At 52.6% G+C, this 20,371-nt stretch carries 16 protein-coding genes; 9 read left to right on the top strand and 7 right to left on the bottom strand.

The genetic code is table 11. The annotated features are described in order from the left end of the window. Positions 1 to 15 precede the first annotated feature (15 nt). Complete coding sequence (locus tag WCT94_RS12290; RefSeq protein ID WP_336869780.1) at positions 16 to 1,653, bottom strand: TIGR04028 family ABC transporter substrate-binding protein; 1,638 nt, start codon at positions 1,651 to 1,653, stop codon at positions 16 to 18. 305 nt (positions 1,654 to 1,958) lie between these two features. Continuing rightward, positions 1,959 to 2,921, bottom strand: a complete 963-nt coding sequence (gene ghrB, locus WCT94_RS12285; protein ID WP_336869779.1) for a glyoxylate/hydroxypyruvate reductase GhrB — start codon at positions 2,919 to 2,921, stop codon at positions 1,959 to 1,961. 342 nt (positions 2,922 to 3,263) lie between these two features. Between ghrB and WCT94_RS12280 the strand changes: the two genes are divergently transcribed. Beyond that, a complete protein-coding gene (locus WCT94_RS12280; RefSeq protein ID WP_336869778.1) occupies positions 3,264 to 5,225 on the top strand; it encodes a methyl-accepting chemotaxis protein in 1,962 nt (653 codons plus the stop codon). A 20-nt stretch (positions 5,226 to 5,245) separates the two neighbouring features. On the opposite strand, the gene WCT94_RS12275 is transcribed toward WCT94_RS12280, so the two are convergent. Then, a complete protein-coding gene (locus tag WCT94_RS12275; RefSeq protein WP_336869777.1) occupies positions 5,246 to 5,719 on the bottom strand; it encodes an N-acetyltransferase in 474 nt (157 codons plus the stop codon). Beyond that, on the bottom strand, positions 5,716 to 6,279 hold the full coding sequence (locus WCT94_RS12270) for a DNA-3-methyladenine glycosylase I (protein WP_336869776.1): 564 nt from the start codon (positions 6,277 to 6,279) through the stop codon (positions 5,716 to 5,718). The genes WCT94_RS12275 and WCT94_RS12270 overlap by 4 nt, the downstream gene beginning before the upstream one ends. A gap of 312 nt (positions 6,280 to 6,591) precedes the next feature. Here WCT94_RS12270 and WCT94_RS12265 point away from each other — a divergent pair, with 312 nt between their 5' ends. The 8 genes from WCT94_RS12265 (at position 6,592) to WCT94_RS12230 (ending at position 16,295) form a co-directional block, all read left to right on the top strand. Beyond that, positions 6,592 to 7,398 (top strand): sulfite exporter TauE/SafE family protein, encoded by an 807-nt coding sequence (locus WCT94_RS12265; RefSeq protein ID WP_336869775.1) that lies wholly within the window; start codon positions 6,592 to 6,594, stop codon positions 7,396 to 7,398. Positions 7,399 to 7,524: 126 nt separating this feature from the next. Then, complete coding sequence (gene glyQ / locus WCT94_RS12260; RefSeq protein ID WP_010286428.1) at positions 7,525 to 8,439, top strand: glycine--tRNA ligase subunit alpha; 915 nt, start codon at positions 7,525 to 7,527, stop codon at positions 8,437 to 8,439. A gap of 9 nt (positions 8,440 to 8,448) precedes the next feature. Continuing rightward, positions 8,449 to 10,518: a glycine--tRNA ligase subunit beta gene (glyS, locus tag WCT94_RS12255; RefSeq protein WP_336869774.1), complete on the top strand. Its 2,070-nt coding sequence runs from the start codon at positions 8,449 to 8,451 to the stop codon at positions 10,516 to 10,518. Positions 10,519 to 10,803: 285 nt separating this feature from the next. Then, a complete protein-coding gene (locus tag WCT94_RS12250) occupies positions 10,804 to 11,520 on the top strand; it encodes a DUF3053 domain-containing protein (RefSeq protein WP_336869773.1) in 717 nt (238 codons plus the stop codon). 529 nt (positions 11,521 to 12,049) lie between these two features. After that, on the top strand, positions 12,050 to 13,957 hold the full coding sequence (locus WCT94_RS12245; RefSeq protein ID WP_336869772.1) for a PTS mannitol transporter subunit IICBA: 1,908 nt from the start codon (positions 12,050 to 12,052) through the stop codon (positions 13,955 to 13,957). A gap of 61 nt (positions 13,958 to 14,018) precedes the next feature. Further along, positions 14,019 to 15,167, top strand: coding sequence for a mannitol-1-phosphate 5-dehydrogenase (locus WCT94_RS12240; RefSeq protein ID WP_336869771.1), 1,149 nt, complete (start codon positions 14,019 to 14,021; stop codon positions 15,165 to 15,167). Positions 15,168 to 15,274: 107 nt separating this feature from the next. Next, positions 15,275 to 15,841 carry an MltR family transcriptional regulator gene (locus WCT94_RS12235; RefSeq protein ID WP_336869825.1) on the top strand — a complete coding sequence of 189 codons (567 nt, stop codon included), beginning with the start codon at positions 15,275 to 15,277 and terminating at the stop codon, positions 15,839 to 15,841. 91 nt (positions 15,842 to 15,932) lie between these two features. Beyond that, the gene (locus tag WCT94_RS12230) at positions 15,933 to 16,295 is read left to right on the top strand and encodes a YibL family ribosome-associated protein (protein ID WP_181848032.1); all 363 of its coding nucleotides are present in this window, start codon (positions 15,933 to 15,935) and stop codon (positions 16,293 to 16,295) included. Between the two features lie 117 nt (positions 16,296 to 16,412). Here WCT94_RS12230 and WCT94_RS12225 read toward each other — a convergent pair whose 3' ends face one another. The 3 genes from WCT94_RS12225 to fdhD all read right to left on the bottom strand — a co-directional run bounded on the left by WCT94_RS12225 (position 16,413) and on the right by fdhD (position 20,320). Beyond that, positions 16,413 to 18,305: a methyl-accepting chemotaxis protein gene (locus WCT94_RS12225; protein ID WP_336869770.1), complete on the bottom strand. Its 1,893-nt coding sequence runs from the start codon at positions 18,303 to 18,305 to the stop codon at positions 16,413 to 16,415. A gap of 330 nt (positions 18,306 to 18,635) precedes the next feature. Then, entirely contained in the window at positions 18,636 to 19,262 is a 627-nt protein-coding gene (gene sodA, locus WCT94_RS12220; RefSeq protein WP_015842246.1) for a superoxide dismutase [Mn], read from the bottom strand. A gap of 224 nt (positions 19,263 to 19,486) precedes the next feature. Next, the gene (gene fdhD, locus WCT94_RS12215) at positions 19,487 to 20,320 is read right to left on the bottom strand and encodes a formate dehydrogenase accessory sulfurtransferase FdhD (RefSeq protein WP_336869769.1); all 834 of its coding nucleotides are present in this window, start codon (positions 20,318 to 20,320) and stop codon (positions 19,487 to 19,489) included. Positions 20,321 to 20,371: the final 51 nt, after the last annotated feature.

The following is a 20,371-nucleotide window of genomic DNA, read 5'->3' as shown; positions in this document are numbered from 1 at the left end:
CCTCTTTCTTCCGCGTTACTTATCCAGCCAGGTGTTGTAGAAACTCGGGCGACCGACGGCTTCAAACGCGATGCCTTTTGTCGTGGGCGCGCCGGCAAACACCTGTGGTTCTTCAAAAATGGGAATGACGTAGGCCTGATCGATCAGGTAGTTCTGTACTTCCCCGACCAGCGCCAGCCGCTTGCTGCGGTCGGTTTCAGCGGCGATGCCATCCAGCAGCGTATTCAGATGCGGATCAACAAAGTCCTTCACCTTGTCGCTGGAGCCACCTTTTTGCAGCAGGACGTTACGTACCGTCGGGTAATATTGGCTTTTCAGCACATCCGGGTCGGCGCGGCCTACCATCGCTGGTGCAACGCCGGTTTTCAGCGGATCGAGGCTATCGACGGTCTTGCTGCCTGCGTCACCCGCCAACACATTCAGCTTCACGCCGACTTTTGCCCACTGCTGGGAAACCAACTGTAAGGTTTCTTTGTTCTGCGGCTGCGGCAGCGATTCATAAGCGGTCAGTTCCAGCGTTTTGCCGTCTTTTTGCCGCAATCCCTGCGAACCGGTTTTCCACCCCGCTTCATCTAACAGTTTGTTGGCTTGCGCGGGGTCGAAGGTGAGCTTGCTAGAGAGATCGACATAGCCTGCGGCGGTTTTGGCCAGCGGTGACGTGGCCTGTGGGTAGTTGTCAGAGAACAGCGTATTGATGATCTCTTTGGTGTTGGTGGCGTGCAGCAGCGCTTTACGCACGCGGATATCGGCGACCAGCGGGTTGTCCGGGCGGAAAACGACGCTGTTATTGACGCCACGCGTAGGCGGGGCATAAAGATTGAAGTTCTGACTTTGCACCCGCTTTTCATCGTAGGCCTGAATCTGACGAATGAAATCCGCCTGACCGGATACCAACGCACCAATACGCACACTGTCTTCCGGGGTCACCAGATAGGTAATACCGTCCAGATAGGCGCGCCCCTGATGCTTCGATTTAACCGGCGCCCAGTTGTAATCCTTACGGGCGGTCAGTTTCAGTTCGCGTCCCAATTTCTCGTTGCTGACCACGAACGGGCCGGAACCAATAATGTTTTTGGCATTGCCTAACTGATTGAAATTGCGCTCAAGCGTGCTGAGAGATACCAGACCGGAACCGATCGCTGAGGTGCCTTGCAGAAAGCCTGGAGAGGGCTTCTTAAAGTAAAACTTCACCGTGAGCGGGTCGATGACTTCACTGCGCAGGTAGTTATTGATGACTTCTGAAACCGGCTGGTTAAGCGCTGTGTTCCCCAAACCATAGGTATCAAAGTTTTTCGCTACCGCGTTGGCATCCAGCGGGGTGCCGTCAGAGAAGCTGATACCGGGACGAATCTTGAACGTGTATTCGGTGTTATCCGCATTGACTGTCCAGGATTCCGCCACCCACGGCTCGATCTCTAGCGTTTCCGGGTTCTGGTACGTCAGTTTGTCGGTAATCTGGTTGAGAATGCCACCGTTCGGGTAAAACCCGCCTGCGGGCGTATAGAGGTTGGTGTGTGCCTGCTGTTCCAGATAAATCAGTGTGCCGCCGATTTTCGGTGTGTCGTTCGCTGCCTGTGCGCTCAGTGCACCGCCCAGAAGGAGCAACGAGGCAAAAATAGTGAGTTTCTGATGAGGATGTAAAAAAGTCGCCACGATGGTTGTTCCTACAGGTAATGGTTTTTATTAACGTTCTGTTTTATCAGGTGAATGTGCGGATCGGTTGCGTCCTGAAACGGGGAAATACGGCGGGGACGTTAACCGTTCGTTACAGCCGATACTTCCATAGGCAGTAGGAAACAGCAAAGAACAAAACTGGCATTGGTTATCCAGTTTTTAGGTAGGGAGAAGGGCGGTTTTTTGCGGAAAATAGCCGCGTTTCGCGTGTGATGACGGGTTTATTGAGTAGGAGGGCAGCAGCGCTGCGAGCACGTCGTCGCAGCGCTCAGATTGACTGAGGACTATTTCAAAACCTGCGGATTCACGCAGTTTTCTTTCACCTGACCGCTTAGAGCGGCAATCAGGTTGTCAACGGCGCAGGCGGCCATGCCATAACGGGTTTCGTGCGTGGCAGAACCGATATGCGGCAGTGCCACGACGTTAGGTAAATCCAGCAGCGGGGAATCGACGGGGAGCGGCTCTTTGACAAACACATCCAGGCCTGCCCCTTGAATGGTTCCTTTCACCAGCGCTTCCGTCAGCGCGTCTTCATCTACGACGGCACCACGACCGATATTAATCAAAATGGCGCTGGATTTCATTTTTGCCAGCTGCTCACGCCCAATCAGATGATGCGTTTCCGCCGTGAGTGGCAGCGTGATACAGAGGAAATCAGACTCGGCCAGGAGCGTATCGAGATCGCAATGGCGAGCATTAAAGCGCTGCTCCGCTTCGGCGTGATGGCGGCGAGCGTTGTAAAGAACCGGCATGCTAAAACCAAAGTGGGCGCGTTGTGCGACAGCCAGACCGATGCGACCCATCCCCAGAATGCCGATGGTCTTATGGTGAACGTCAGTGCCAAACCAGTCGCTGTCAACGCCACCTTTCCATTCGCCTGCTTTAACGCGTTCGGCCACTTCCACGACCCGTCGTGCGCTGGCGAGCATCAGTGCCAGAACGGTATCCGCCACGGTTTCCGTCAGCACGGTTGGGGTATGCATGAGAATCACCCCTTTGTCATTCAGTGCATCGACGTTAAAGGTATCGTAACCGACAGAAATGGTGGACGCTGCACGTAAACGTGGGGCGTGTTGCAGGAAGTCTTTATCGACTTTACCACCGGAACCAATGATGCCTTCGGCCGTTGCCAGAGCCGGGTGGTCGAGTGAAGGAAAGGCGTCAAGTTCAGTGACGATGAAGTGTTGATCTAAACGAGCGCGTAGGTCGTCAGCAATTTTTTTGTACAGGATAACGCTAGGTTTCATCACAAACTCCAGCAGATTAAGGAAGTTAACGTAGAAATAGCTCATCGAATAATCGCGTAGCTGGCGGGAGACTGCAAGTGATACCGCCCCCGCATCTGCCCAAGGTTAACCGCGATTAATGGGGGATTTGCACGATGAATACGATGAACGATCGTATACAGGCGCTTAGCGTGAGTTTTTATGTCTTAATTGATTAATATATTTCCTTTGTGATTGCTATCACTCATTTAGGGTAAAGCATTGCCACGACAAACCGATAACCCTATTTACGGGGATGTTTTAGGCATGGTGTTTTTTTAGACAGATTCATGTTTTAGACACGGTTTGTTAATGGGGGCGGAAATGCATTTTTTTACCAGGATTATGAGTAACCTCAAGGTGTCTCATAAGCTGTATGGCGGTTTCGGTATTGTCCTGCTGTTAGTGATGATGGCGTCTGGCGTTGGCGCTGTACGATTTTTTATCATTCACGATCTGTATGTTAAAACGACCATTTTGAATGAAATGAATCACTATCTCGATCAGTCAAAAATGGCGAGAGTGAAATATTCATTCACCTTTGCGGATGACAATATCAAGAATCTGAATACCTATATTAGTCAGGCAAATCAGCAAAAAGAAAAAGCGAAAGCACTCACGTGGGAGGAGGGTTATCTCTCTGATTTTAATAATCTTGATCAAGATTTTAAAGATTATGATACCGATCTGAATACCCTGAAAGCCGCCGCCAATGCGGTCGTCGCGACGGCAAAAAAAATCGGCCAGATGAATGCCTCTGATGCATTAACGGCATTTATGACGAACTTTCCCGTCGGCGCGGATGAAAATGCGTTAGCGATGCAGAAAGACGCGTTCTCACTGCTGTTTCTGAAACTGGTCAATAGCACTTATATCTTACAAAAAGAGAACAGCGAAGCCGCGTTTAATGCACAGAAACAGGTCTATGCTGCATCGAAGGTATCCTACGATGCGTTGGCATCGTCGGTCAGTGGCGATCGTCGTCGCGTCGTGGATTCGTTTTGGCAAGCATTTGAAAATTATCATCAAACGGCAGAGCAGTATTACGTACAACTGGGGCAGCTAAAGACCACAGATGTTAAATTCCGGGCAACCGGAGACAAAATGACGAGTGATATCGGCAATATTCTGCAAAAGCTCGGCGCGAAGAATGATGACATCATCAATAGCTCCGTACTGCAAACGCTGGTTTTAGGGGCGATAGCCATCGTATTCGGGCTATTGATCGCCTGGTCTGTCACCCGACAAATTACCCGACCCATTATCACCAACCTGAAGCTGGCGGAACGCATTGCGGGCGGCGACCTGTCCGCCAATGTTACGGTAGAGCGGCATGATGAACTGGGGCAACTCACGACGGCGATGATGGTGATGACGGAGAAACTACGTCATTTAATGACTGATATTCGTCAAAGTGTGTACAGCGTTGAAAGTGCTGCTTCTGACATTGCCGTAGGCAATAATGATTTGTCATCACGTACCGAACAGCAATCGGCGGCGATTGTAGAAACCGCAGCCAGTATGGAAGAGTTAACGGCTACGGTGAAAAACAACGCCGACAACGCCCGACATGCCAGCCAGATTGCCGGAGAAGCCTCAACCAATGCCAATCGCGGTGGGGAGATTATTAACCGCGTAATTAACACCATGAGCGATATTTCAGGGAGTTCGAAGAAAATCTCTGATATTACAAGCGTCATTAATAGCATCGCTTTCCAGACCAATATTTTGGCATTGAATGCGGCGGTGGAAGCGGCGCGTGCCGGTGAACAAGGACGGGGATTTGCGGTGGTTGCCAGTGAGGTGCGCAGCCTTGCCCAGCGCAGCTCTCAGGCGGCAAAAGAGATCGAAAGCCTGATTTCAGAGTCGGTTTCTCGCGTGGGTGCCGGAACGGATCTGGTTTCTCAGGCGGGAACGACGATGGATGACATTGTGGCTTCCGTGAGTCGCGTGAATGACATCATGGGGGAAATCTCTTCGGCATCGGATGAGCAGAGCCGCGGGATTGCGCAAATCGGCAGTGCAGTGGCTGAAATGGATACCACTATTCAGCAGAATGCCGCCATGGTGAGCGAATCTTCTGTCGCGGCGAACTCGTTGCAGGAGCAGGCCTCGAAGCTGGCAAAACTGATGTCGGTTTTCCGCATATCTGATGCGGATGTTGCCGGTCTGCCACGACTGCAAGGATCGGGCACCGGTAACGGTAACTCGGGCAATAAGCCGACGGCTCGTCTGCCGACGCTCGCATCGCGGGATAACGGCAGCGATAACTGGACAACGTTCTGATATTGCGCTGAGTCGATGGCTCAGCGGTGACCGACTAAATCGGAGGGAGCGGCATTTACGGCTCCCTCATTCGCCCACTGCATGATCAGCGCCGTGGCTTGTGTATCCTGATTAACATTTTCCTCAACGATGATGAACCCCTGCTTATGGTAGAACCGGCAGGCGCGCGTATTCTGCTGATACACTTCCAGACTGAGTAAGGGAAACTGTGCCTGAACATGCTGGATCAGCGCTGTACCAATCCGTTTTCCATAATAGGCCTGTTCCACAAACAGTGCGCCGATGAACCGTGCTTCCAGCACGCTGATAAAGCCGATAAGGCTTCCTTGCTCCTCATAAACCCAGGTTTGCGACTGGGGAATATAGACGTCACGTACCGCGCTGGCGCTTTCTCGCCAGTAATCTTCACGAATAAACGGATGCGCCAGAATGGTGCTCTTTAGCCAAAGCTGCATCAGCGGCGCGAGATCGTGGTCGCGGTAAGGACGGATCATGACGCGCTTTCCTGATGACAAAAACAGTCGGTGACATGGTCATTGACCAATCCACCTGCTTGCATGAAGGCATAGCAGATGGTTGAGCCGATAAATTTGAAGCCGCGTTTCTTCAGGGCTTTGGACATGGCATCCGAAACGTCCGTTTTGGCGGGGACTTCTGCGAGCGAAGCGGGGTGATTGAGGCGCGGCTGGTGCTCGACAAAAGACCAAATGAAATGCGAGAAGCTTTCCCCTTGGCTCTCCATTGCCACCCACGCTTGTGCATTGGTGATAATCGCCTCGATTTTTCCTCGATGGCGGATAATGCCGCTGTCTTGCACCAGCCGATCTACGTCATCCTGCGTCATTTGTGCGACTTGCTCAGGGTTGAACTGGTGGAAGCAACGGCGATAGTGTTCGCGTTTTTTTAGAACCGTGATCCAGGAAAGACCCGCCTGCTGGCCTTCCAGACACAGTAACTCAAACAGCTTCTGGCTGTCGGTGCAGGGTTTTCCCCACTCGTTATCATGGTACTCCTGATATAAGGTGTCTTGTGTAACCCAGCCGCAGCGTTGCATGCCTTTCTCCTGATTATGGTGATGCCGTTGATTGTAAGGCGGTCTGTCGCAATGTGGTGTGATGATGGCACTTAAAGTGCTGTATGGGCAACCAGTGTTTTGCGGGCGTGCTCGCAGATATGAAAGATCGCTGGCGGATGGGGCGGAAAGTCGTCGTGGAATCGTGAATAATGTTTTGCCAGCAGCTCAGGGTTATTTATTCGCTTAAGGCTATATTCGCTCAAGGCTGTTCATTAGCTCAGGGCTGTGTATTAGTTCAACGCTGTTCAATCGATCATAAGAAAAGCATAGACAGAGACAGGGGTACAGGGAATGGCAGTGGAGTGGATTGCAGCCTATCTGGCATTAGGCGCGGTGGTAGGCTTTATGGCGGGCTTATTGGGCATTGGCGGTGGCGGCATTATGGTGCCGGTGCTGACGGCGCTGTTTGCTGCACAGGGGGTGGATAATACCCATTTGGTGCATTTGGCGTTGGGCACATCAATGGCGGCGATTGTCGTCACGGCGATTTCCAGCTTGCGCACGCATCATCAACATCAGGCGGTGCTATGGCCTGTGGTAATGCGGATTACGCCTGCCATTCTGATCGGGACATTCGCGGCCACCTGGCTGGCGACGCTGTTGCCGACGCGGGCGTTGGCGATCTTTTTCTCCTGCTTCATGGCTTACGTTTCGCTGCAAATGGTGCTGAATATCAAGCCAAAACCGCAGCGCCAGTTGCCCGGTACGGCAGGCATTTCGCTGGCGGGGTTGGTGATTGGTAGCATTTCAGCGCTGGTGGCGATTGGCGGCGGGTCGCTCACGGTGCCGTTCCTGACGTGGTGCAACGTTCGTATTCAGCAGGCGATCGGCACATCCGCAGCGGTTGGGCTACCGATTGCGCTTTCCGGTGCGTTGGGTTACCTGATCAACGGCTGGTCGACGACCGGATTGCCTGACTACAGCGTCGGTTATGTTTCTCTGCCCGCCGTTTTCCTGATTTCCGCCGTCAGTTTTTTCACCGCACCTGTCGGCGCCCGTCTGGCGCATCGTCTGCCTGTGGCAACGCTGAAAAAGGCCTTTGCGGCATTGTTACTGCTGCTGAGCCTGAAGATGTTGCAGACCGTTTTTTCCGGCTGATCCCGGAATTTGAAAGATGATGACGGGGATTTGCACTTGTTACCGCATTCTGGCTGTATATCTTGCGGTCAGAGGGTATACTGGCGCATTCCTTATAAATCCACTTGTATCGCGCGCGAATCCAACATGCAAAAGTTTGATACCAAGACCTTCCAGGGCCTGATCCTGACATTACAGGATTATTGGGCTCGCCAGGGCTGCACCATTGTTCAACCATTGGACATGGAAGTCGGCGCAGGCACCTCACATCCTATGACCTGCCTGCGGGCACTGGGGCCGGAGCCAATGGCCGCCGCCTATGTGCAGCCTTCTCGTCGTCCGACCGATGGGCGCTACGGCGAAAACCCGAACCGCTTACAGCACTATTACCAGTTTCAGGTCGTCATTAAGCCATCACCGGACAATATTCAGGAGCTGTACCTCGGTTCTTTGAAAGAGCTGGGTATGGATCCGACCATTCACGATATTCGTTTCGTGGAAGACAACTGGGAAAACCCGACGCTGGGTGCCTGGGGTTTGGGCTGGGAAGTCTGGCTGAACGGTATGGAAGTCACGCAGTTTACCTACTTCCAGCAGGTTGGCGGTTTGGAATGTAAACCGGTGACGGGTGAGATCACCTACGGTCTGGAACGTCTGGCGATGTACATCCAGGGCGTTGATAGCGTTTACGATCTGGTTTGGAGCGATGGCCCGCTAGGTAAAACCACCTACGGCGATGTGTTCCATCAAAACGAAGTCGAGCAGTCGACCTACAACTTTGAACACGCTGACGTTGATTTCCTGTTCAGCTGCTTCGAGCAATATGAGAAAGAAGCGCAGCACCTGCTGGCGCTGGAAAAACCGCTGCCTTTACCGGCTTACGAACGCATTCTGAAAGCGGCGCACAGCTTTAACCTGCTGGATGCGCGTAAAGCGATCTCGGTTACCGAGCGCCAGCGCTACATTCTGCGTATTCGTACCCTGACCAAAGCGGTTGCGGAAGCCTACTATGCCTCGCGTGAGGCACTGGGTTTCCCGATGTGTAATAAGAAAGAGAGCTAAGAGGCAGCCATGACTGACAAGACTTTTCTGGTGGAAATTGGCACGGAAGAGCTGCCGCCGAAGGCTCTCCGTAATCTGGCAGAATCCTTTGCCGCTAATTTCACGGCGGAGCTGGATGCCGCCAATCTGGCACACGGTGAGGTGAGCTGGTTTGCTGCGCCGCGCCGTCTGGCGCTGAAAGTGGCACGCTTAAGCGCTTCTCAGCCCGATCGTGAAGTAGAAAAACGCGGTCCGGCGATTGCACAAGCATTTGATGCTGAAGGGAAACCCACCAAAGCGGCAGAAGGCTGGGCGCGTGGCTGTGGCATCACCGTTGAGCAAGCTGAGCGTTTGACGACCGATAAAGGCGAGTGGCTGCTGTATCGCGCCCACGCGAAAGGCGAGCAGGCGCAGGCGCTGCTGGCTGGCATGGTAAGCACCGCATTATCGAAGCTGCCAATTCCAAAGCTGATGCGCTGGAGCGACAAAGAAACACAGTTTGTGCGCCCGGTACACACTGTAACCATGCTGCTGGATGAAGAACTGATCCCCGGTCAGGTATTGGGTATCCATTCTGCTCGTACTATTCGCGGTCATCGCTTTATGGGTGAAGCGGAATTTACGATCGATACTGCTGAACAGTATCCACAAATTCTGCTGGAGCGCGGTAAAGTCGTCGCCGACTACGATGCGCGTAAAGCGAAAATCAAAGCCGATGCCGAAGAAGCCGCTCGCAAGATTGGCGGCAACGCCGATCTGAGCGACAGCCTGCTGGAAGAAGTCACTTCGCTGGTGGAATGGCCAGTGGTACTGACTGCGAAATTTGAAGAAAAATTCCTCGCGGTGCCGTCCGAAGCGCTGGTTTACACCATGAAAGGTGACCAGAAGTATTTCCCGGTTTACGACAACAGCGGCAATCTGCTGCCAAACTTCATCTTTGTTGCCAATATCGAATCCAAAGATCCACAGCAGATTATTTCCGGTAATGAAAAAGTGGTGCGCCCGCGTCTGGCTGACGCCGAATTCTTCTTCAATACCGACCGTAAGAAGCGTCTGGAAGATCACCTGCCGCGTCTGGAAACCGTTTTATTCCAGCAGCAGTTGGGTACGCTGCGCGACAAAACCGACCGCATTCAGGCACTGGCAGGCTGGGTGGCTGGTCAGATTGGCGCTGATGTGAATCACGCGACGCGTGCGGGTCTGCTGTCCAAGTGTGACCTGATGACCAACATGGTGTTTGAATTCACCGACACGCAGGGCGTGATGGGGATGCACTATGCGCGTCATGATGGCGAAGCGGAAGATGTTGCCGTTGCGCTGAATGAGCAGTATCAGCCGCGCTTTGCAGGTGATGAACTGCCTTCTTCTGCGGTGGCCTGTGCGCTGGCGATTGCCGACAAGATGGATACGCTGGCAGGGATTTTTGGCATTGGCCAACATCCGAAAGGCGACAAAGATCCGTTTGCGCTGCGTCGTGCCGCCCTCGGTGTGCTGCGCATCATTGTCGAAAAACGCCTGCCGCTGGATTTGCAGACGCTGGCCGAAGAAGCGGTGCGTTTGTATGGCGCCAAGCTGACTAACACCAACGTTGTGGATGACGTGATTGAGTTTATGCTCGGCCGTTTCCGCGCCTGGTATCAGGAAGAAGGTCACAGCGTGGATACCATTCAAGCGGTATTGGCGCGTCGTCCAACTCGTCCGGCGGATTTCGATGCCCGCGTGAAAGCCGTCAGCCACTTCCGTTCGCTGGATGCTGCAGCAGCGCTGGCCGCGGCTAACAAGCGTGTTTCCAACATTCTGGCGAAATCTACCGATACGCTGAACGAAAGCGTTAATGCAGCCGTATTGAAAGACGCCGCGGAAATTACGCTGGCAACGCACCTTGTCGTGCTGCGCGACAAGCTGACGCCACTGTTCGCTGAAGGCCGCTATCAGGAAGCGCTGGTTGAGCTGGCCTCACTGCGTGAACCTGTCGATGCATTCTTCGATCAGGTGATGGTCATGGCGGAAGATGAGCAGGTGCGTGTGAACCGCCTGACGCTGCTGAGCCAACTGCGCGAGCTGTTCTTGCAGGTAGCGGATATTTCCGTCCTGCAATAACGGCGATAGCGTTACCGTCGTCTCAACCCCCGAGTAGGTTCTCCTGTTCGGGGGTTATTTTTTCCGCGCTGTAAAACGTCCCGCCTCACCCCTGTGATCGCCTCCGTGTATTTCGATACTTAAACAATGGCTATTCGTTGTCAGACCTGGCCTTTTTCTGCACAGCCAGCCTGATTCGACTATGCTTATGTCGTAGAAAATCTTGTCATGGAAAATCCAACGTCAGCGCGTTTCTGTTTGAAGAGGACGCGACTGGCGGGGCAGTGAGCATAACAGGAGTAGGGCATGAGAAGGCTGATGATGTACCGTTCACGCTGGCTGCTGCCAGTTCTGGTTATTCTGGCGGCATTGCAGTTGGCTGCCTGTGGTGACAGTGAGGCGGAGCAGCGGAAGGCATTCATTGCGTTCCTGCAAAGCGCGCAGTCGCAGCAGGATGGAACGCTGCCGACATTGACGGAAGAGCAAAAGAAGAGTTTTGGCAATTTTGCCAACGATTACGCGATTTTAACCACCTTTTCTCAGCAGTTTAATCAAGCCGTATCCGGCAGTCTTACGCCGATGCTGGGGCAAATTTCCCGCATTCGCGTCCCTAAAGACTATCTGACACAGCGTGATGGCCTGCGGCAATCTATCGGGGCAATGAACCTGCTGAGCCAGCATGTGCAGGCGGCGAAAGTGCAGGCGGACAATGCTCACCGGACGTTAAAACAGCCTGAAGAAGTGCAGATACCCTATGAGCGGCTGTATGCACGCACGGTAATACAGCCAACTAACGCGCTGTTGCCCGCCATTCCGAATGCGATTGCTTTCGCACAGAGCCTGACTCAGATCGGCGATTTCCTTCAGGCTCAGGGCGATCAGGCCGTGTTCAATGGTGCGTCTGTACAATTCCGTACGCCGCAGCAGGTGGCGCAATATAACGGCATGGTGGCGACGTTACCCATGCAACAGCAGAATTTAATGAATGCGCTCAGAGGGGTAAGTGGCGTGAATTATCCCTAATCGCGTCGTTTTCTCATGCTCTAGCGATGCGCTATTACGGATAGGTATTCTGGATAAGAGGGCGAGAGCAGGCGAGAGAGTAAAAATAAATTGTGATTGTCGTCACATAAATAAAACAAATACGGGTCATTAAAATGTGATGTGAATCACATATAAAGGGCTGTATTTGTCTGGGAATCGGTTTAGTTTTTCATTTTTAACGGTTTTTTGTGAAGTAAATCACCTATTTGTATCGTTGATGTAGGGTGGTTGTGTGATTTTTGTCACGTTCCTGCCATGGAGTTGCGGTATGAAAACAGCGTGTTAGAGTCCGCGCTGCATACAGTAATACTGACGGAAGCAATCGGTGTTTTGATTACCGATATGCCTATAACAGCCGAGGTTTTGGTCACTGCTGATATCTCGGTAAAAATAAGGCTGTCGGTCGTTGTTGCTAACCATCGCTGCAACTAACACATATTGCCACGCCGTCTCACGATAATTACCACGCGCTCTTATTGTCAGCGCGTTTCAATAGGGGTGTGTTTTTATGCTTTCACCAGATATTAAGATCAAAGTGCAAAACTTTGGTCGCTTCCTCAGTAATATGGTCATGCCCAATATTGGCGCTTTTATCGCCTGGGGTATTATTACCGCGCTGTTTATCCCTACTGGCTGGTTCCCCAATGCAACATTGGCGAAGCTCGTCGGTCCGATGATTACCTATTTGCTGCCATTGCTGATTGGTTATACCGGCGGACGTCTGGTATTCGGTGAACGTGGCGGCGTGGTGGGTGCGATTACGACGATGGGTGTGATCGTCGGGACCGATATCCCGATGTTCCTCGGCGCGATGATCGTCGGCCCGTTGGGTGGCTGGGCGATCAAACGTTTTGACCGTATGGTCGACGGTAAAATCAAGAGCGGCTTTGAAATGCTGGTCAACAACTTCTCTGCCGGTATTATCGGTATGTTGTTGGCAATTCTGTCATTTTTGGCAATTGGTCCGCTGGTTGAAGTCTTCTCTCAGGTGCTGGCTTCCGGCGTTAACCTGATGGTACAGAACAACCTGCTGCCGTTTACGTCCATCTTCGTTGAACCCGCGAAAATTCTGTTCCTGAACAACGCGATTAACCACGGTATCTTCTCACCGCTGGGCATTCAGCAGGCAACGGAAACTGGCAAGTCTATTTTCTTCCTGATCGAAGCGAACCCAGGCCCAGGTATGGGCGTGCTGATGGCGTATATGTTCTTCGGTCGTGGTAACGCGAAAGAGTCAGCGCCGGGCGCGGCGATTATCCACTTCCTGGGCGGGATTCACGAAATCTACTTCCCTTATGTCCTGATGAATCCGCGTCTGATTATCGCGGTGATTCTGGGCGGGATGACCGGCGTGTTTACGCTGAGCGTACTGGGCGGCGGTTTGGTTTCTCCTGCGTCTCCGGGCTCTATTCTGGCAGTGCTGGCGATGACGCCAAAAGGTGCTTACTTCGCTAACCTTGCGGCCATTGCGGCAGCCTTCGCGGTGTCCTTCATCGTGTCGGCGATTCTGCTGAAAAGCACCAAGCAAAAAGAAGAAGACCTGGGTGACGCGACGCGCCGCGTACAGGAAATGAAAGCGTCCGCGAAAGGTACGGCGACGAGCGCTGGCGTCAGCGGCGATATGAGCACCGTGCGTAAAATCATCGTAGCCTGTGACGCCGGTATGGGCTCGAGCGCGATGGGTGCTGGCGTGCTGCGCAAGAAAGTGCAGGATGCCGGGCTGACCAACATTTCGGTGACTAACAGCGCGATCAATAGTCTGCCGGACGATGTCGATCTGGTGATTACGCACCGTGACCTGACCGAGCGCGCGATGCGTCATGCGCCGCAGGCACAGCACATTTCGCTGACCAACTTCCTTGATAGCGGTCTGTATAGCGATCTGGCGGCGCGTCTGGTCGCTGCACAGGGTGCCGCGAAGCCTGAAACCGTCGCAACGGCTGCACCCGCTGTAGCCGATACGCAGACAAACCTGTTCCAACTGGGCGCAGGCAATGTGTTCCTGAATCAGCATGCGACACACAAAGAGCAGGCAATCCGTTTCGCCGGTGAGCAACTGGTGAAAGGTGGCTACGTCGAGCCTGAGTATGTTGAAGCGATGCTGGAACGCGAAAAGCTGACCTCTACCTATCTGGGTGAGTCGATCGCCGTGCCGCACGGTACAATTGAAGCGAAAGATCGCGTGCTGAAAACGGGCGTGGTTTTCTGCCAATACCCTGAAGGGGTGCGCTTTGGCGATGAAGAAGATGAAGTTGCACGTCTGGTTATCGGTATCGCTGCCCGTAACAACGAACACATTCAGGTCATCACCAGCCTGACCAACGCACTGGATGATGACGCTGTCATTGAACGTCTGGCGCACACGCAGGATGTTCAGGAAGTACTCGACTTACTCTCCGGTAAAAAGAGTGCCTAATTGATGTGGCTAGTGCCGCCTTCGGGCGGCCTCTTTTTATGTTTTTTTAAGGTTATGTCTCATGAAAGCATTACATTTTGGCGCGGGTAATATTGGCCGTGGATTTATTGGGAAATTGTTGGCGGATGCCAACGTCGAACTGACATTTGCTGACGTCAATCAGCCGCTGTTGGATGCCCTGAACAGCCGTAAAAGCTATACGGTGCGGATTGTGGGCGATAACACACGCCTTGATACCGTGAGCAACGTGAGTGCCGTTCACAGCGGCAGTCAGGATGCCGTCGCGCTGATTGCCGCAGCCGATCTGGTGACCACTGCTGTCGGGCCGCAGATTCTGGAAAAAATCGCCGGAGCTATCGCTCAGGGGCTGGTTAAGCGTCATAACGATGGCAATACCCGGCCGTTGAACATTATTGCCTGTGAAAATATGGTGCGCGGCACCAGCCAGTTAAAACAGCATGTGTTGAAACTGCTGCCGGAAGGCCATCAGGAATGGGTTGTCGAGCATGTGGGATTTGTCGATTCTGCGGTGGATCGTATCGTTCCCCCTTCCGAAGCGGGCAGTGATGATGTGCTGGCGGTGACGGTAGAAACCTTCAGCGAATGGATCGTTGATAAAACCCAGTTCTGCGGTGAGCCGCCAGCGATTCCTGGTATGGAACTGACCGACAACCTGATGGCATTTGTCGAGCGTAAGCTGTTCACACTGAACACGGGTCATGCGATTACGGCCTACCTCGGCCAGCAGGCGCGGCACCAAACGATTCGCGATGCGATTCTTGACCCGAAAGTCAGAGCCGTAGTCAAAGGCGCAATGGAAGAGAGTGGTGCGGTGCTCATCAAGCGCTACGGTTTTGATGCGGATAAGCACGCCGCCTATATCAATAAAATTCTTAGCCGCTTTGAAAACCCCCATCTGCATGATGATGTGGAGCGCGTTGGCCGCCAGCCGCTGCGTAAACTGAGCGCGGGCGACCGTCTGATCAAGCCGCTGCTGGGAACGCTGGAGTACCATTTGCCGCATGACAACCTGATTACCGGTATTGCCGCCGCGATGCATTATCGCAGCGAACAGGATCCGCAGGCGCTGGAACTGGCCGAGTTGCTCCGCGCACAGGGGCCGCAGGCGGCGCTGGCACAGATTTCTGGCCTGGATGCTGACAGCGAGGTTGTCGCGCAAGCAGTGAATGTGTATAACGCCATGCAGTAATCGGCGCGTCTCGTCACCGGTCTTTTCGACACGGTGTAAAAGGTATAGGCGACGTCGGGGATGGGATGTCGCCACACCTGCCGGTAAGCATGCTACCGAGATGGGGTATGCTGTGTGCGGGGTTAAAGGGTCGAGAAGTGACGATGGAAGAAACACAGGCGTTTGAAAACCGGGTTCTGGAAGCGCTGAACTCAGGGAAGACCGTGCGCGATTTTATGCTTTGTGCCGTTGAATTGCTGTCTGAAGCGGTCAGTATCCTGATGTTGCAGGTGTTCCGTAAAGACGACTATGCGGTGAAATATGCCGTTGAACCCTTGATGACGGGAACGGGCCCACTGGGCGACCTGTCCGTGCGCCTGAAACTGATTTATGGTCTGGGGATGATCAGCCGTAAAGAGTACGAAGATGCAGAACTGTTAATGGCGCTGGGTGAAGAGCTGACGCATGACGATCGGCATTATCGTTTTACCGACGATGAAATTCTGGGGCCCATCGGCGAACTGCACTGCGTTACGGCGCTGCCCGCAGAGCCAGCTTTGCCGCAGGGGGCCGACGCCGCCGATCCGCTTCTGGTGAACATGCAGCAGCAGCGTTATCAGCAGATGGTGCGTTCCACGCTAGTGTTATCTCTAACTACTCTGATTGCGCAAATTAGCCTGAAAAAGGCGTTTTAACCCTATTCCACGCTATCACGTCACTGCGTCAGCCAAGAGTATAGTGTATGCTGTGCTCCGCATTATTCTCCCGTTATACAGGTTATCTTTTATGAAAGAGCAGGAAAAAGCAGAGATTAAACGCCTTAGCGACCAATTGGATAAGCTGACGCGTAAGCAGGCCACGCTGCTGGCACAAGGTGATGCCGAAGCTATCGCCCTCAATATGGAAGCGCGTGAGAAGCTAACGGCCGAAATTGAGCGCCTGCGTAACGTGAGAGAACAGAAACTCAGCAAAGAAGCGCAGAAACTGGCGAAGCTGCCTTTCAGCCGTGCGATTACGAAAAAAGAGCAGGCTGATATGGGGACGTTGAAGAAAAGCGTTCGCGGTTTGGTAGTGGTACATCCGATGACTGCACTGGGGCGCGAAATGGGCTTAACAGAGATGACGGGCTACGCGCCGAAACCGTTCTGAGGTTTGTTTCTCTGCGCCGACAGACGCTGATGATGTACGTGTTGGCGTGATGGATTTGTTGATGAAGCCCCTGTTTAACAGGGGCTTTGTTGTTTCTGGTACGTGGCTGTTGCGATATTAGCGCGGTGCGTGCAGACGATGCGTTGGGTTGGTAAATGCGATACTGGCAGGCGTCTCATCGTGCTGTGTGTTGGCCAGACGGAAGACGGAAACCGCCTGCTTCAGCAGTCGTGCCTGTTCTTCCAGCGAGTCGGCGGCGGCAGAAGATTGTTCAACCAGCGCGGCGTTCTGCTGCGTGGTGCTGTCCATCTCAACAATCGCCTGGCTAACCTGGCTGATGCCCCGGCTTTGCTCATCCGATGCAGTGGCAATTTCACCCATGATGTCATGCACCTGTGTGATCGAGGTGACGATATCATTCATCGTTTTGCCCGCGTTGCCGACCAGCGTTGCACCGTGCGATACCTGATGAACCGATTCAGAGATCAAGCCTTCGATTTCCTTCGCGGCCTGAGAGCTGCGCTGTGCCAGATTGCGGACTTCGCTGGCAACCACGGCAAAGCCACGGCCTTGTTCACCGGCGCGAGCGGCTTCCACCGCGGCGTTCAATGCAAGAATGTTGGTCTGGAAGGCGATGCTGTTAATGACGGACGTGATTTCCGCGATACGTTTAGAGCTGTTTTCAATCGCGGTCATGGTTTGCACCACGTTATTCACCTGCTCGCCACCCTGTTTGGCCGTTTGGGAAGCGCTGATTGCCAGTTTGTTGGCGTGGTGCGCGTTATCCGCGTTTTGCTTAACTGTCGCGGTGAGCTGTTCCATGCTGGCGGCGGTTTGCTCAACGGCGGCGGCCTGTTGCTCGGTACGTGATGACAGATCCGTATTGCCCGCGACGATCTCGCTGGAGGCGTTAGAAATCTGGCTGACGCCGACGCGAATGTCGTCGATCATATTGTGCAGGTTGTCATTCATTTTCGACATCGCACTCATCAACTGACCCAGCTCATCTTTACGCGTCGTGTTGATGGACATGGTGAGGTCGCCTGTCGCGATTTTTTCAGCCATGTTCAATGTGTTGCCCAACGGTGTGGTGATCTGACGTGAAATGAACCAGGAAATCAGCAGGCCAAGCAGCAGTGTAATTAGCGCCGCGATGCTCATTTGCAGCGTGGCGCTGTGAATATCTTCCTGTGAGGCTGCCAGCTGATCGCTAAGCAGGGATTTCACCACGCTGTTCAATTGGTCGGCAACGCTCCGCATTTGTGCTGCCTGCGCCATCTCTTCCTGATAGGCTGGCATGTAAGCAAGAACCTGCTCTTCATAGTTGTTCATGATTGTCAGAACGGGTGTCAGTGTTTCACGTTGTTCGGCAGACAGACTCTGATACAGGAAGGTCAATGACGTTTGTGCCGCGTTGATGGCATCCGTCAGTTTTTCTTCGGATTCTTTATTGGTAGAAAGTAATAAACCACGAACGTGGTAGCGGACGGCAATCAGTTTTTGGTTCAGATCGGAAAGTAATAGCTGTAGGTTTGTGCTGTTGTTGTCTGTCTTTAATTGATCGTTGAGATCTTGTAGGGGTTTTTCCGTGGTTGAAATATTCCAGCTTTTTCTAACGGCATCTTTTTTGCTAACGGCATTAATATAATTGTTTTGTTTTTCCTGATAGCTGGTAATTAATGTAGGGATATTAGCTATTTTCTTGGCGTCGCTTTCAGGCCAGTGAAATTCTTTTGCCTTTTCAGCGAGTTTGCTGACATTGGCAATATGCTCAATGTTCCTTTTTATATCATCTGGGTTATATGTGGTGCCGTATAATGCGCGGTAATATTTAGCCTGGTTAATTTCATCATTGATATTGTTGCTTAAATTAACTTTATCAATACTGTCTTTCAGCGAGCTAATATGCATAATGCCCGCACCGGCAATCACCATGGTCATCAGCAGAATCAGGAAAAAGCCTAATCCTAATTTTTTACCGACTTTTAGATTGTCAAAATTCATAGCCATCACATCCCACCACTATATCTTATTGAGTCAAATTCACTATCCTGATGCACACTTGATTAGCGGTGCTAGCATCTCGGATTACCGCTTGCCAAGCCTATTTTTGCAAAACAACATGATAAAAACCCGCAGTAGATATCGGCACGTTACTCTGGAACTTTACGCGCCAGTCAGCGGCGGCCTGTCGGGGCGAGGGTCAATGATGAACCAAATAGTGCCAACGTGCATGCGGTTTGAAGTATGACGGATATAAAAAAACTGGAATAACAGGCTGTTATTCCAGTTTCTATTCAAACGCAGAAGGCGCCTGATGGGATCAGGCATTCAACGGTTTTATTTTTTCGCGCTGGCGAAACGAGCCGCTGCTTCGTCCCAGTTCACTACGTTCCAGAATGCTTTCGCGTAATCTGGGCGACGGTTTTGGAATTTCAGGTAATAAGCGTGTTCCCATACATCCAGACCAACGATTGGGTAGCCAGAAGTACCAGAAATTGCTTCACCCATCAGTGGGCTGTCTTGGTTTGCAGTAGAGACTACAGCCAGTTTGCCGTCGTCTTTCAGCACCAGCCAGGCCCAGCCAGAACCAAAACGGGTTGCTGCTGCTTGCTCAAATTTCTCTTTAAATGCATCAACGCTGCCGAAATCACGTTCGATGGCGGCTTTCAGGTCGCCAGTCAGCGTCGTGCCTACTTTCAGGCCTTTCCAGAACAGGCTGTGGTTAGCATGGCCACCTGCGTTGTTACGCAGTGCTGCTTTTTTCTCAGCAGGAACTTTATCCAGTTGAGCGATCAGCTCTTCAACAGACAATTTAGCCAGCTCAGGCAGAGATTCCAGCGCGGCATTAGCATTATTGACGTAAGCCTGATGGTGTTTGGAATGGTGAATTTCCATCGTCTCTTTGTCGAAATGCGGTTCCAGTGCGTCATAAGCATAAGGCAGCGATGGCAGTGAATAACTCATGTTTAGCATCTCCATGGTAAAAAAAATGTTACGGCACTGTACTGTTAGTACCGCGTAAGCAATACGTTCATTATAGTTAATTAAATGATATTGAAAATGATTATTCTCGTTCTGATGTCATGAACCATATTGCTTTACCTCATGATAACAAACGGTTATGTCATTATTGCACTATGTAAAAACAAATTAATCTATACCCGTCATACTTCAAGCTGCGGTAGCGCTTACTCGCTCAGGCGCTGCGGATGTGTGTAGATCGTTGCGTGTCCTGGTCGACAAAAACCGACCAGCGTCAGGTTGCAGCGTTGGGCGACCTCAACCGCCAGTGACGTTGCCGCCGAGACAGCAAACAGGATTTCCACGCCGCACATGGCGGACTTCTGGACCATTTCATAGCTGGCACGGCTGGAGACCAGCGCGGCACCTTGTTGCCACTCTAGTTTTGCTCGAGCACCCAGCAGTTTATCCAGCGCGACATGGCGGCCGACGTCTTCGCTTCCCCCGGACAGCGTGCCGTCTGGCGCGACCCAACTTGCGGCATGGGTACAACCCGTCACCTGACCGATCTTCTGCACATCGCGCAGCCGCACCAGCGCGTTTTCAAGTTTGCTGAGGGAAAAGGCCTGCGTGAAGGGCAGGGGCGTCACCGGCTTGCCGATCTCCGCGAGCTGCTCCACGCCGCATACGCCACAGCCTGTGCGGCCATCCATCGCCCGACGTCGTTCTTTTAGCCCGGCAAAACGTCGGCTGGAAAGCTCAATTTGTACTTCGATACCGTTACAGGCGGGCAGTACATCAATCCCGTAGATGTCTGCTGGTGATTGAATAATGCCTTCAGATAAGGAAAACCCGAGGGCGAACAGTTCCAGTTCTTTCGGCGATGCCATCATGACGACATGCGAGATGCCGTTGTAGACCAGCGCCACGGGCACTTCTTCCGCCAGCCAGTCAGGCTGCGGCTGGTGCAGCGAGTCAGGATGATAGACCGAATGTTGCGTTGCGCCTTCAAGGGCGGTAGCCGCGCGTAAATGAACCCCTTCCACCTGAAATACCTGCATGTTAGTAACCTTGGAAATTAAAAGTATTATACCCGTCATACTTCAAGTTGC

The organism is Pectobacterium sp. 1950-15 (assembly GCF_037136835.1).
Taxonomy (GTDB): Bacteria; Pseudomonadota; Gammaproteobacteria; order Enterobacterales; family Enterobacteriaceae; genus Pectobacterium.
Note: the sequence above shows the minus strand (reverse complement) of the source record. Positions and strands in the feature narration are given on the sequence as shown.

Bases quoted from the DNA above. Each gene is read 5' to 3' on its own strand.
- WCT94_RS12245 (WP_336869772.1), top strand. From the start codon at position 12,050: ATGCTTTCACCAGATATTAAGATCAAAGTGCAAAACTTTGGTCGCTTC.
- sodA (WP_015842246.1), bottom strand. From the start codon at position 19,262: ATGAGTTATTCACTGCCATCGCTGCCTTATGCTTATGACGCACTGGAA.
- WCT94_RS12235 (WP_336869825.1), top strand. From the start codon at position 15,275: ATGCTGTGTGCGGGGTTAAAGGGTCGAGAAGTGACGATGGAAGAAACA.
- WCT94_RS12275 (WP_336869777.1), bottom strand. From the start codon at position 5,719: ATGATCCGTCCTTACCGCGACCACGATCTCGCGCCGCTGATGCAGCTT.
- glyQ (WP_010286428.1), top strand. From the start codon at position 7,525: ATGCAAAAGTTTGATACCAAGACCTTCCAGGGCCTGATCCTGACATTA.
- glyS (WP_336869774.1), top strand. From the start codon at position 8,449: ATGACTGACAAGACTTTTCTGGTGGAAATTGGCACGGAAGAGCTGCCG.
- ghrB (WP_336869779.1), bottom strand. From the start codon at position 2,921: ATGAAACCTAGCGTTATCCTGTACAAAAAAATTGCTGACGACCTACGC.
- WCT94_RS12230 (WP_181848032.1), top strand. From the start codon at position 15,933: ATGAAAGAGCAGGAAAAAGCAGAGATTAAACGCCTTAGCGACCAATTG.
- WCT94_RS12280 (WP_336869778.1), top strand. From the start codon at position 3,264: ATGCATTTTTTTACCAGGATTATGAGTAACCTCAAGGTGTCTCATAAG.
- WCT94_RS12225 (WP_336869770.1), bottom strand. From the start codon at position 18,305: ATGGCTATGAATTTTGACAATCTAAAAGTCGGTAAAAAATTAGGATTA.
- WCT94_RS12265 (WP_336869775.1), top strand. From the start codon at position 6,592: ATGGCAGTGGAGTGGATTGCAGCCTATCTGGCATTAGGCGCGGTGGTA.
- fdhD (WP_336869769.1), bottom strand. From the start codon at position 20,320: ATGCAGGTATTTCAGGTGGAAGGGGTTCATTTACGCGCGGCTACCGCC.
- WCT94_RS12250 (WP_336869773.1), top strand. From the start codon at position 10,804: ATGAGAAGGCTGATGATGTACCGTTCACGCTGGCTGCTGCCAGTTCTG.
- WCT94_RS12240 (WP_336869771.1), top strand. From the start codon at position 14,019: ATGAAAGCATTACATTTTGGCGCGGGTAATATTGGCCGTGGATTTATT.
- WCT94_RS12270 (WP_336869776.1), bottom strand. From the start codon at position 6,279: ATGCAACGCTGCGGCTGGGTTACACAAGACACCTTATATCAGGAGTAC.